Origin of the sequence: Mesorhizobium sp. M4A.F.Ca.ET.022.05.2.1 (assembly GCF_003998845.1) — a bacterium.
Classification (GTDB): domain Bacteria; phylum Pseudomonadota; class Alphaproteobacteria; order Rhizobiales; family Rhizobiaceae; genus Mesorhizobium.
In genome coordinates this window covers 1-11746 of the sequence record NZ_RZOJ01000165.1, presented here as the reverse complement: position 1 = coordinate 11746, position 11746 = coordinate 1, and the positions used below count along the sequence as shown (strand labels likewise).

Sequence of the window (11746 nt, the reverse complement as noted above, 5' to 3'; positions counted from 1 at the left end):
CCTGTCGCTCTGGTGCGCGGCCTATCCGTCGGGCTTCCAGCCCTACCGCAACAGCCATTTCAACATTCCAGAATGGGTGGCGGCCGGCTACGACGAGGCGTTCATCAGCTCCTACCTCAAGTCCGAGGGTGACAGCTACAATCATCCGAACGCGGCGATCGAGCCGCGTATCCCCGGCATCTTCCAGTACTACAGCGCCGCCGAGGACATCCTGGCCAACACCTTCGCCGGCAAGATGAAGGCGCAGGAAGGCGCCGATGCCATCGCCGCCGCCTGGGAGAAGCTGACCGACCAGATCGGCCGCGAAAACCAGATCAAGCTCTACAAAGCCTCGCTCGGCGTGTAGCCTGATCGTATGATGAACCGGGGTCCGGCGACGCAAAGCCGCCGGACCCTGTTTTGACCGGACGGGCCGGTCGTAAGCTTTTGTATCGACGGACGGGTCGCGTGGCTGACCAGACCTTGCCAACCAATGCATGGCCGGCAAACGGCGTTCCAGCCGATCTGATCGCACCCGGCCGCAAGCGGCTCGGTTTCGCCCTGATGGCCGCGGCGACGCTCGGCCTGCTCGCCGTCATCGCGCTGCAGATCCTCTACAAGACGGAAGTCACCACGCTCGGCTTCGATACCTGGCGGCCGATCGTCTATGCCTATGTGCTGTGGGGCGTGGCGCTGGGCATTGGGCAGGTGCTGACGCGCGGCGAGGACGGCCAGCGCGCGCTGTTCCTGCTTCCCGCATTGCTGTTCACCATTGCCATGGTGGTCTTCCCGACCCTGTTCGGCTTCTACATCGCGCTGACCGACTGGAACCTCAGTTCCTTCTCCGGCCGCAAGTTCAACGGGCTCGACAATTTCTGGCAGATGCTGGCCGACCCCTACTACCGCAACGCGCTGTTCAACATGGTACTGTATGTGCTCGCGGTGTTCGTCGAATATGTCATCGCCTTCGGCCTGGCGCTGCTCCTCAACGCGCAGATCCGCGCCCGCAAATTCTTCCGCGTCGTCTTCCTGATGCCGCTGATGTTGTCGCCGGTCGCGGTGTCGTGGATGATCGGCAAGTCGCTGATGGAGTATCGCTTCGGCCCGGCGGCGACGCTGGCGCGATACCTCGGCTGGGACAATCCCGCCTTCTTCTCCAACCCGATCACCGCCCGCATCTCGGTCATGGTGCTGGATGCCTGGACCTTCATCCCGTTCATGATGATCATGCTGCTTGCCGGCCTGCAGGCGATGTCGCGCGAGGTGCTTGAGGCGGCGCGCGTCGACGGCGCCACCGCCTGGCAGACCTTCTGGCAGGTCACTTTCCCACTGATGCTGCCGGTGTCGGTGACAGCGGTGATCCTGCGCATCATCTTCAAGCTGAAGCTGGCCGACATCATCATCACGGTGACGTCGGGCGGGCCCGGCGGCGCCACGGATTCGGTGTCGAGCTTCATCTACCGCGAGTACCGCGACCGCTCGAATGTCGGCTACGGCACGATGCTGGCCATGGCCTATCTCGTCATCATCATCGTGTTCGTGACCTGGCTGCTGAAATTCGCCAGCCGCTTCGTGCGCAACGTCAACTGAGCGGCCGGCAACATGAGCGTCCAGACCACCGACTATTCCGTCTCCGAAATCAGCTCGCCGGCGAGCTTCCTGACCAGCCGCGTCTTCATCTATGGCGCGCTGGTGTTCTGGTCCTTCATCTGCCTTTTCCCGATCTACTGGACGATCACGACGTCATTCAAATCGGCGGTCGACGTCACCCAGGGCCATCTGATCCCGTTCGTCGACTTCCAGCCTGACTGGAAGGGCTGGCGCTCGCTCGGCCTGTCGCCGGACTCGATCACGCAGACCTCGACCGTGCGCGACGAGTTCTTCAAGCGCTTCATGAATTCGGTCATCGCCTCGGTCGGCGCATCCGGCCTCGCCATCATCATCGGGAGCCTCGCCGCCTACGGCCTGACCCGCTACCGCTACCACTTTGCCTGGTTCAAGAACGAGGACATCTCCTTCTTCTTCCTGTCGCAGCTGATCCTGCCGCCGGTGGTGCTGGCGCTGCCCTTCCTGGTGCTCTACCGCGAGGTCGGCCTGCTCGACACGCGCGTCGGGCTGATCCTGCTCTACACGCTGATGGTGCTGCCGATCGTCATCTGGATCATGCGCGACCAGTTCAATTCGATCCCGGTCGAGCTGGAGGAGGCAGCGCTCGTCGACGGCCTGTCGATCTGGGGCGCCTTCTTCCGCATCGTCATGCCGATCGCGCTGCCTGGCATGGTCGCGGCCTTCATCCTGGCGATGGTGCTGTGCTGGAACGAGTATTTCTTCGCCGCGCTTTTGACCTCGACCGACGCCAAGACCATTCCCGTCATGGTGGCGAGCCAGACCGGGTCGCAAGGCATCAACTGGTGGTCGATGGCCGCACTCGCCACCGCCGCCATCACGCCGCTTGCCGTCATCGGCATCCTTCTGGAACGCTACCTGATCATGGGCATGACGGCCGGCGCGGTGAAGTAGCCGCCTCCCCTTCTCCCCTTGTGGGAGAAGGTGGATCGGCGCGTCAGCGCCGAGACGGATGAGGGGTGTTCCAGCGGAGTGAGACGTCGGCATTCCCTGGAGCACCCCTCATCCGTCGCCTTCGGCGACACCTTCTCCCACAAGGGAGAAGGGGGAGCTAGGCCCGCAGGATCGACCTTAAATGCTCGAGGATCATGGCGACGCCCTTCCTGCCCAGCTCGGCCGAAGCTTCCGGCGCGCTCGCCGTGTACCAGCTTGTATTGTCGGCGAGGCGGCCGGCGTCGACCGCTTCGGGGCACAGCGCCAGCATCAGCGAGGTTTCGCCGATGCCGGCATGGTCGAACGGGTACCGGCCGTTCATGGCGGCCGACATCAGCGGATGCACCTGGACCCAATTGAAGAAGTTCTCGCCCTTGGCATGGCCTGCATAGTAGTCCGCCATCGCCTCTGAACCCCACCAGCCCTCGCCGCGCTCTTTTTCCAGAAAGCGGAAGATCGCTTGCCGGCCGGCGGCCTTGAAAGCGAGATCGGTCGGCATGCCGGCGGCGAAATTCTCGGTCTGGTGGTGGATGATGGCGTGGATGTTGCGAAAGCCGATGCGCAGCAGGCTGAAGAACAGCTCCTCGGCGAACGGCGCCAGCTGATTGCCGCCGACCTGCACCGAGCCGCTGCCTTCCGGCGGCGCCACCGCATAGCTCGCGGCGCCGTAGTAGAAGGGCGGCAGGATGACGATGTCGGCCTCCTTCCCGAACAGCTCGAGCGTCTTGACGACGGCCAGCGTGTCCATGCCGACGGCCATGTGCTCGCCATGGTACTCGAGCACGCCGAGCGGCAGAGCGACCGGCCAGTTCTCCGTGATCGCCTTGCGGATCTGGTGCGGCAGCATCAATTCGTAACGCATCGCCCTACTCCATATTGGTGTGGCGGGCGCGCATGGCCTCCGGCGAGGCACCGGTCAGCGCCTTGAGCTTCAGCACCATCACCTCGAAGAGCAGGAACAGCGCGCCCTCGAACAGCGACCCCATCGGCAAGACGGAGGTCTTTGCCGTGCCCTGGTCGCTGGCCATGGTCTGCGCCGGAATGAGCAAGGTGAAATCGGCGCGCTTCGTGGCGCTGCCCTCGGCCTCGGCGGTGAGCAGCAGCACCTTTGCGCCTGCGGCCCGGGCAACCTGCATCAGGGTCAGCACCGTGGTGGTCTCGCCCGGTCCGGAGCTGACCAGGAAGACATCGCCCTTGCCGAGCGGCGGTGTGGTCATGTCGCCGACCACAGATACCGACAGGCCGAGATGGTAGAGCCGCATGGCGAAGCCCTTGATCTGCAGCGCCTCGCGGCCGCAGCCATAGACGGCGATCTTGCCGGCGCCGGCGAGCAGGTCGCAGGCGGCGTCGATGCGCGCCTCGTCCACCTTCGCCAACACGTCGCCGAGCTCGTTCAGCGCGATCGCGAACAGATCCGTGCCGGCGCCAGTCATGCGCTTTCCACCTTTGTGCGCGCCTCGAAACGCAGTGGCGATCCTTGCTTCACGCTTTCCCCGAACAGCTTGTTTTTGTTCATGCTATCACCGCGAAAATGCGCGTCCAACGGTCGTCAACGCTTTTGCTGTGCCACGGGCGTGATAGTGTCATGTCAGACAAATCAGCCCCAGGAAAACTCCACGACATGAAGACACGGCATTTCGACCGCATCGGCAATGGCGGCATCGACTTTACCGAGCTCGGCTTCGGCACGGCGCCGCTCGGCAATCTCTACCGCGCCGTCTCCGACGAGGACGCCCATGCCACGCTGGAAGCGGCCTGGAACACCGGCTGCCGCTACTTCGACACCGCGCCGCTCTATGGTCTCGGCCTGTCGGAAACCCGGCTCAACCCGTTCCTGCGCGGCAAGAAGCGCGACGACTATGTGCTGTCGAGCAAGGTCGGGCGCCTGATGCGCGCCTGCCCGCCGGATCAGCGCACCGGCATCGGCAAGTTCTTCGACACGCCGTCGCGCCAAGAGGTCTACGACTATAGCTATGACGGCGTCATGCGCTCCTTCGAGGCTTCGCTGGAACGCCTCGGCGTCGACCGCATCGACATCCTGTTCGTCCACGACGTCGATATCTTCACCCATGGCAGCAAGGAGGCGTCCGACCGTCGCATCGAGGAGTTCATGTCCTCCGGCTATTACGGGCTGCTTTCGCTGCGCGACCAGGGCGTGATCAAGGCCTTCGGCGGCGGCATCAATGAATGGCAGGTCTGTGAGGCGCTGGCCGAGCGCGGCGATTTCGACCTTTTCCTGCTGGCCGGGCGCTACACGCTGCTGGAGCAGGAGGCTTTGCAATCCTTCCTGCCGCTCTGCCAAAAGCGCGGCATCGGCATCGTGCTCGGCGGCCCCTACAATTCCGGCATCCTGGCGACGGGGCCGAAGCCGGGAGCCTTCTATGATTATTCGGAGGCGCCGAAGGAGGTGCTCGATCGCGTGGCGCGCATCGAGGCGGTCTGCAAGCGCCACAGGGTGCGCCTGATCGAGGCGGCGCTGCAGTTCCCGCTGCAGCATCCGTCCGTCGTGTCGGTAATCCCCGGCGGTCAACGGCCGGCCGAGGTCGAAAGCAACCGCGCGCTGCTCGACGTCAAGCTGCCCGCCGCCCTGTGGGTCGACCTGAAGCAGGAAGGGCTGCTGCGCGCGGACGCGCCGACGGGCTGATCCGCCCTGCTGGCGATGGGCAAAAGAAAAGCCGGGCAAGCCCGGCTTTTCTGATCTTTAAAGAAAAAGGTCTTAGTTGACCGCGTCCTTGAGGCCCTTCCCGGCCGAGAATTTCGGCACGGTGCGCGCCGGAATCTTCACTTCGGCGCCGGTCTGCGGGTTGCGGCCGGTCGAAGCAGCGCGTTTTGACACGGTGAAATTTCCGAAGCCCACAAGCCGGACATCGCCGCCCTTCTTCAGTTCGCCAGTGATCACGGAAAACACCGCATCGACGGCTGACTGGGCGTCACCCTTCGAAATGCTCGCGGCATCGGCGACAGCGGACACCAGTTCGTTCTTGTTCATCAAAATTCCCTTCCATGAGAAAACCGGAACTTTCGACTCATCCGGCAGGAAACGGACTTTAGAAAGAAGCGTTCCTGCAACCAAGTCGAAAAAGCGGAAAAAATCCGAAAAAAGCCCGGAATTCCGGGGTTTTTCACATTAAAAAGCCGGGCGCGAGACCCGGCTTTCGTTTTGTGCGCTGCAACTTTAGCTAAAACTAATGCGCAAGCGACTTTCCGGCATCGTCGCCACTGTCGGCCGCGGCCGGCGCGTTTACCGGCTCGACCCACTCGATCGCCTCCGGCATCCGCACCAGCGCGTGGCGCAGCACCTCGCCGACCCGCGAGACCGGAATGATCTCCATGCCGTTCTTCACGTTGTCCGGGATCTCCGCCAGGTCCTTGGCGTTGTCTTCCGGGATCAGCACCTTCTTGATACCGCCGCGCAGCGCGGCCAGCAGCTTCTCCTTGAGACCGCCGATCGGCAGCACCCTGCCGCGCAGCGTGATCTCGCCGGTCATGGCGACATCGGCCTTGATCGGAATGCCGGTCAGCACCGAGATGATGGCGGTCGCCATTGCCACGCCAGCCGACGGGCCGTCCTTCGGGGTTGCCCCCTCCGGCACGTGGACGTGGATGTCACGCTTGTCGAACAGCGGCGGCTCGATGCCGAAATCGAGAGCACGCGAGCGGACATAGGAGGCCGCCGCCGAGATCGATTCCTTCATCACGTCGCGCAAATTGCCGGTCACCGTCATGCGGCCCTTGCCGGGCATCATGACGCCTTCGACCGTCAGCAGCTCGCCGCCGACTTCCGTCCAGGCAAGACCGGTGACGACACCGACCTGATCGTCCGCCTCGACCTGGCCGAAACGGTAGCGCGGCACACCGAGATAGTCGGCGAGATTGTCGGCGGTGATGGTGACCGACTTCTTCTTCGTCTTCAGGATCTCGGTCACCGCCTTGCGCCCGAGCTTCATCAGCTCACGCTCCAGGCTTCGCACGCCCGCTTCGCGGGTGTAGGTCTGGATGATGCCGCGGATCGCGTCCTCGCCGACGGAGAATTCTTTCGGCTGCAGTGCGTGGTCGCGGATCACCTTCGGCATCAGGTGCCGCTTGGCGATCTCGATCTTCTCGTCCTCGGTATAGCCGGCGATACGGATGATCTCCATGCGGTCCATCAGCGGCGCAGGGATGTTCAGCGTGTTCGCCGTCGTCACGAACATCACGCTCGACAGGTCGTATTCGACCTCGAGGTAGTGGTCCATGAACGTCGAGTTCTGCTCAGGATCGAGCACCTCGAGCAGGGCCGATGACGGGTCGCCGCGGAAGTCCTGGCCCATCTTGTCGATCTCGTCGAGCAGGAAGAGCGGGTTGGACTTCTTGGCCTTCTTCATCGACTGGATGACCTTGCCGGGCATCGAGCCGATATAGGTGCGCCGGTGGCCACGGATCTCGGCCTCGTCGCGCACGCCGCCGAGCGCCATGCGGATGAACTCTCGGCCGGTCGCCTTGGCGATCGACTTGCCGAGCGAGGTCTTGCCGACGCCGGGAGGACCGACGAGGCACAGGATCGGCCCCTTGATCTTCTTCTGGCGGCTCTGCACGGCGAGATACTCGACGATGCGGTCCTTGACCTTGTCGAGACCGAAATGGTCGGTGTCGAGCACGTTCTGCGCGAAGGCCAGATCATGCTTGACCTTGGAGTTCTTGCCCCACGGGATCGACAGGATCCAGTCGAGATAGTTGCGCACGACGGTCGATTCCGCCGACATGGGCGACATCGTCCGCAGCTTCTTCAATTCGGCTTCCGCCTTCTCGCGGGCCTCCTTGGAGAGCTTGGTCTTCTTGATGCGCGCCTCGATCTCGGCGGCCTCGTCGCGGCCGTCCTCGCCCTCGCCGAGCTCCTTCTGGATCGCCTTCATCTGCTCGTTTAGGTAGTACTCGCGCTGGGTCTTCTCCATCTGGCGCTTGACGCGCGAGCGGATGCGCTTCTCCACCTGCAGGACGGAGATTTCGGCTTCCATGAAGCCCATCGCCTTTTCCAGCCGCTCCTTGACGGACAGCGTGGCCAGCATCTCCTGCTTCTCGGGGATCTTGATGGCGAGGTGCGAGGCAACCGTGTCGGCGAGCTTGGAATAGTCGTCGATCTGGCTGGCGGCGCCGACCACTTCGGGCGAGATCTTCTTGTTCAGCTTGACGTAGTTCTCGAAGTCGGTGACGACCGAGCGGGCGAGCGCCTCGATTTCGACCTCCTCCTCTTCCGGCTCGACCAGCGCCGACGCGCGGGCCTCATGGAAGTCGGGGCGATCGGTGAACGAAACGATCTTCGCGCGCGAGGCGCCTTCGACCAGCACCTTCACGGTGCCGTCGGGAAGCTTCAGCAATTGCAGCACATTGGCGAGCGTGCCGATGTCGTAGATCGCATCGGGCTCGGGATCGTCGTCGGCTGCGTTCATCTGGGTCGCAAGCAGGATCTGCTTTTCCTGACCCATCACCTCTTCCAGCGCCTTGATCGACTTTTCGCGCCCGACAAAGAGCGGAACGATCATGTGCGGAAACACAACGATGTCGCGCAGCGGGAGGACCGCGAAGACGCCGTCGCCGGAAGCCCTGGATATTTTGGCCATTGTCCAACCTTTCATGTCGCGGCCGCTAATTGAGCCAACCGCGAATCTCATATTAACGACCGAGGATCGTTCCGCCTACCACCGTTTGTGACGGGAGTTTTACAGCACAGAATTCGGCACCACGGCCTTCTGCTGTTAGTTGGATGTGTAAGCGGCAAAGATCAAGGGCAAACACGGTCCGTTCATCCTACTCCATCGGCCAGGCAAGGCGCCCTCTCAGCAAAACGGCGCCTCGCGGCGCCGTTTCAAGAGAATTCAAATGCCGGACCCCGATCAGGCGCTGACGGAGCCCTTCTTTTCCTTCTGCTCGGAATAGATATAGAGCGGCCGGGCGTTGCCGGACACCACCTCTTCCGAAATTACCACCTCACGCACGCCTTCCAGTGCCGGCAGTTCAAACATGGTGTCGAGCAGGATGGCTTCCATAATCGAACGCAGGCCGCGCGCGCCGGTCTTGCGCTCGATGGCGCGCTTGGCAATCGCCGACAGCGCGTTCTCGTGGAAGGTCAGGTCGACATTCTCCATCTCGAACAGGCGCTGGTACTGCTTGACCAGCGCGTTCTTCGGCTCGGTCAGGATCTGGATCAGCGCCGGCTCGTCGAGATCTTCCAGCGTCGCCAGCACGGGCAGACGGCCAACGAATTCGGGGATCAGGCCGAACTTCAGCAGATCCTCGGGCTCGACCTGGCGGAAGATGTCGCCGGTGCGGCGATCCTCGGGCGAAGCGACCGTGGCGCCGAAGCCGATCGAGGTCTTGCGGCCGCGATCCGAGATGATCTTGTCCAGCCCGGCGAAGGCGCCGCCGCAGATGAACAGGATGTTGGCGGTGTCGACCTGCAGGAATTCCTGCTGCGGGTGCTTCCTGCCACCCTGCGGCGGCACCGAGGCAACGGTGCCTTCCATGATCTTCAACAGCGCCTGCTGCACGCCCTCGCCCGACACGTCACGGGTTATCGAGGGGTTGTCGGACTTGCGCGAGATCTTGTCGATCTCGTCGATGTAGACGATGCCGCGCTGGGCGCGCTCGACATTGTAGTCGGCCGACTGCAACAGCTTGAGGATGATGTTCTCGACGTCCTCGCCGACATAGCCGGCCTCGGTCAGCGTCGTGGCGTCGGCCATGGTGAAGGGCACGTCAATGATGCGGGCCAGCGTCTGCGCCAGCAGCGTCTTGCCGCAACCAGTCGGGCCGATCAAAAGGATGTTGGACTTGGCCAGCTCGACATCGTTGTTCTTGCCGGCGTGCGCGAGGCGCTTGTAGTGGTTGTGAACAGCCACCGACAGCACGCGCTTGGCGTAGGGCTGGCCGATGACATAGTCGTCGAGGACCTTGAGGATCTCCTGCGGGGTCGGCACGCCCTCGCGCGACTTCACCATCGAGGTCTTGTTCTCCTCGCGGATGATGTCCATGCAGAGCTCGACGCATTCATCGCAGATGAAGACCGTCGGACCGGCAATCAGCTTGCGCACCTCGTGCTGGCTTTTGCCGCAAAACGAGCAGTAGAGCGTGTTCTTTGAATCACCGCCGTTGTTGCCGACCTTGCTCATTTTCCTGTCCTTTCACCGCCCGCCCGCCGATGGTCTGGCCAAGGGCGTCTCATCAATCTATCGCGAGAATGCGCTACCGCCAGTGTCCCAGCTCACACAGCGTATTCCGTACGAAACACAAATCAGAAGACGCGGCAACGATTCGCAGCAACCCCACACAAAGCTAAGCCGTCGAAAATCAACATAGCCTTAACGTAGGCAATCCCACCCGTCGAGGGAACAGCCAATTGTGGCCGAAATGCCGCAAGCCACGCCAAAAGCGTGTTTTCCCGCCACCAGGCTGCCAACCGGGGCCTATGCGGCGGCGACTTCGGCGGCCTCGCGCGACGAAATGACCTTGTCGATCAGACCAAAGTCCTTGGCCTCGTCGGCGGTCATGAAATGGTCACGGTCGAGCGTCTTTTCGATCTCGTCATAGCTCTTGCCGGTGTGCTTGACGTAGACCTCGTTGAGGCGGCGCTTCAGCTTGATGATGTCCTGGGCATGACGTTCGATGTCTGAGGCCTGACCCTGGAAGCCGCCGGACGGCTGGTGGACCATGATGCGGGCGTTCGGCGTGGCGAAGCGCATGTCCTTGTGGCCGGCGCAAAGCAGCAGCGAGCCCATCGAGGCGGCCTGGCCGATGCAGAGCGTCGACACCGCCGGCTTGATGAACTGCATGGTGTCGTAGATCGCCATGCCCGAAGTGACGACACCGCCCGGCGAATTGATGTAGAGGCTGATTTCCTTCTTCGGGTTCTCCGCCTCGAGGAACAAAAGCTGTGCACAAACCAGCGTCGCCATGCCGTCCTCGACCGGACCGGTGATGAAGATGATGCGCTCCTTCAGCAGGCGCGAGAAAATGTCGTAGGCCCGCTCGCCGCGATTGGTCTGTTCGACCACCATCGGAACGAGGTTCATGTAGGTTTCGACGGGGTTCTTCATGGACTATCCCTTTTTGAAGATGGGATTCCGGCGCCGGGGAGTATGAGCAATCGGGCAGAATCGGTTCTGGATCGTTAGGATGTAAATAGGATGCCGGCTCACCCTAACGCAAGGCCGCCCCTCCTAGCCATCTGGTTAAGCCGAATCAAGCGCTACCACCACGAAAGGCGGGAGCGAAGCGTCTTTCGACGAACCGGCTCCCGGGGCACTCCGAAACGGTAGCACTTTCTTAACCGCGCCCCTTAACGAAAAGCCGCAAAACCGCTTTCCGGGCACGGAGCTTCCGCTACAACTTCCGCGTTGAACTGGCGTTCTTTTCCATGGGGGAATGTCATGATCCGCAAAAGCCCTGCATCCCTGGCCGTGGCGGGCCTCGCCATCCTTGCCACGATATCGCAAACGGCTGCCGGCGCCCGCGCGCTCGAATGCTACGAGCCGATCCGCAGGCCGGCGGTCTACGATACCGTTTACGAGGACTTGATGGTCAGCCCCGGCGGCCAACTCGTCGACTACGATGCGCCGATCTACGGCACGCGCGAGAGCGTCGAGCAGATCGCGCCAGCCCGCGTCAGCTACGAGGTGGTGCCGGCCGTCAGCCGCACCGTCTACCACACGGTCAAGGTTGACGATGGCGGCTATGCCTGGGAATGGCGCATCATCCACGGCCGCAAGGTACTGTGCAAGGTGTGGCGCAAGGCCCGCTATGCGCGGGTCGCCGAAACCGTGGTCATCGAACCCGAGCGTGTGCGGCGCGTGGTCCTTCCGGCCGAATATGAGAGCGTCGCCCGGGAGGTGCTGGTGCGGCCGGAGCGGCGGCGCATCACCGAGATCGCGCCCTCATACCAGAGGGTGGCGCGTCGGGTTCTGGTCAGGGAAGGCTCCACGCACTGGCGGCGCGTGCATATCGAGCGCCATTGCCGGGATTAGGCCACCTCTGCCCGCAGCCACTTCTTGAGGCCGCCGACATCACCGTCGCCAACGGCTTTGGCGACACGCCTGCCGACCGCCGCGCCGAACTTGTAGCCATGACCGGAGCAGGCCGAGACGACCAGGCATTTGCCCCTTTCGTGCGCCAAGAACTTCTCGTCGGCGGTGAAGGTGTAGGCGCAGGTCACGACCTCGGTCACCCTGTATTCAGC

The 11746-nt window shown here is 62.9% G+C and carries 10 protein-coding genes and 2 pseudogenes; 5 read left to right on the top strand and 7 right to left on the bottom strand.

The genetic code is table 11. From position 1 onward, the window contains the following. The 3 genes and pseudogenes from EN745_RS18650 to EN745_RS18640 form a co-directional block, all read left to right on the top strand. Window positions 1-346, top strand: a pseudogene (locus tag EN745_RS18650) (sugar ABC transporter substrate-binding protein); the annotation flags it as partial. A 101-nt stretch (window positions 347-447) separates the two neighbouring features. Then, window positions 448-1569, top strand: coding sequence for a sugar ABC transporter permease (locus EN745_RS18645; protein WP_127421960.1), 1122 nt, complete (start codon window positions 448-450; stop codon window positions 1567-1569). A gap of 12 nt (window positions 1570-1581) precedes the next feature. After that, window positions 1582-2499 (top strand): carbohydrate ABC transporter permease, encoded by a 918-nt coding sequence (locus EN745_RS18640; protein WP_126054889.1) that lies wholly within the window; start codon window positions 1582-1584, stop codon window positions 2497-2499. Between the two features lie 157 nt (window positions 2500-2656). Here the strand turns inward: EN745_RS18640 and EN745_RS18635 are convergent, their stop codons facing one another. Then, window positions 2657-3400, bottom strand: a complete 744-nt coding sequence (locus EN745_RS18635; protein WP_127406127.1) for a creatininase family protein — start codon at window positions 3398-3400, stop codon at window positions 2657-2659. 4 nt (window positions 3401-3404) lie between these two features. Beyond that, window positions 3405-3971 carry a 6-phospho-3-hexuloisomerase gene (gene hxlB, locus EN745_RS18630; protein ID WP_127406126.1) on the bottom strand — a complete coding sequence of 189 codons (567 nt, stop codon included), beginning with the start codon at window positions 3969-3971 and terminating at the stop codon, window positions 3405-3407. 188 nt (window positions 3972-4159) lie between these two features. Here hxlB and EN745_RS18625 point away from each other — a divergent pair, with 188 nt between their 5' ends. Beyond that, a complete protein-coding gene (locus EN745_RS18625) occupies window positions 4160-5182 on the top strand; it encodes an aldo/keto reductase (RefSeq protein ID WP_126054892.1) in 1023 nt (340 codons plus the stop codon). A 72-nt stretch (window positions 5183-5254) separates the two neighbouring features. Here the strand turns inward: EN745_RS18625 and EN745_RS18620 are convergent, their stop codons facing one another. From EN745_RS18620 to EN745_RS18605, 4 genes are all read right to left on the bottom strand, one after another. Next, window positions 5255-5527, bottom strand: a complete 273-nt coding sequence (locus EN745_RS18620) for an HU family DNA-binding protein (protein WP_006201846.1) — start codon at window positions 5525-5527, stop codon at window positions 5255-5257. 196 nt (window positions 5528-5723) lie between these two features. Continuing rightward, entirely contained in the window at window positions 5724-8135 is a 2412-nt protein-coding gene (gene lon / locus EN745_RS18615) for an endopeptidase La (protein ID WP_126054893.1), read from the bottom strand. 273 nt (window positions 8136-8408) lie between these two features. Then, window positions 8409-9683: an ATP-dependent Clp protease ATP-binding subunit ClpX gene (gene clpX, locus EN745_RS18610; protein WP_126054894.1), complete on the bottom strand. Its 1275-nt coding sequence runs from the start codon at window positions 9681-9683 to the stop codon at window positions 8409-8411. A 294-nt stretch (window positions 9684-9977) separates the two neighbouring features. After that, window positions 9978-10607 carry an ATP-dependent Clp protease proteolytic subunit gene (locus tag EN745_RS18605; RefSeq protein ID WP_127421959.1) on the bottom strand — a complete coding sequence of 210 codons (630 nt, stop codon included), beginning with the start codon at window positions 10605-10607 and terminating at the stop codon, window positions 9978-9980. 333 nt (window positions 10608-10940) lie between these two features. Here EN745_RS18605 and EN745_RS18600 point away from each other — a divergent pair, with 333 nt between their 5' ends. Then, window positions 10941-11534 (top strand): hypothetical protein, encoded by a 594-nt coding sequence (locus EN745_RS18600; RefSeq protein ID WP_126054896.1) that lies wholly within the window; start codon window positions 10941-10943, stop codon window positions 11532-11534. Here the strand turns inward: EN745_RS18600 and EN745_RS18595 are convergent. Beyond that, a pseudogene (locus tag EN745_RS18595) lies at window positions 11531-11746 on the bottom strand (sarcosine oxidase); the annotation flags it as partial. The gene EN745_RS18600 and the pseudogene EN745_RS18595 sit on opposite strands and share 4 nt — an antisense overlap.

Bases quoted from the DNA above. Each gene is read 5' to 3' on its own strand.
- EN745_RS18620 (WP_006201846.1), bottom strand. From the start codon at position 5,527: ATGAACAAGAACGAACTGGTGTCCGCTGTCGCCGATGCCGCGAGCATT.
- EN745_RS18605 (WP_127421959.1), bottom strand. From the start codon at position 10,607: ATGAAGAACCCCGTCGAAACCTACATGAACCTCGTTCCGATGGTGGTC.
- EN745_RS18640 (WP_126054889.1), top strand. From the start codon at position 1,582: ATGAGCGTCCAGACCACCGACTATTCCGTCTCCGAAATCAGCTCGCCG.
- clpX (WP_126054894.1), bottom strand. From the start codon at position 9,683: ATGAGCAAGGTCGGCAACAACGGCGGTGATTCAAAGAACACGCTCTAC.
- hxlB (WP_127406126.1), bottom strand. From the start codon at position 3,971: ATGACTGGCGCCGGCACGGATCTGTTCGCGATCGCGCTGAACGAGCTC.
- lon (WP_126054893.1), bottom strand. From the start codon at position 8,135: ATGGCCAAAATATCCAGGGCTTCCGGCGACGGCGTCTTCGCGGTCCTC.
- EN745_RS18635 (WP_127406127.1), bottom strand. From the start codon at position 3,400: ATGCGTTACGAATTGATGCTGCCGCACCAGATCCGCAAGGCGATCACG.
- EN745_RS18600 (WP_126054896.1), top strand. From the start codon at position 10,941: ATGATCCGCAAAAGCCCTGCATCCCTGGCCGTGGCGGGCCTCGCCATC.
- EN745_RS18625 (WP_126054892.1), top strand. From the start codon at position 4,160: ATGAAGACACGGCATTTCGACCGCATCGGCAATGGCGGCATCGACTTT.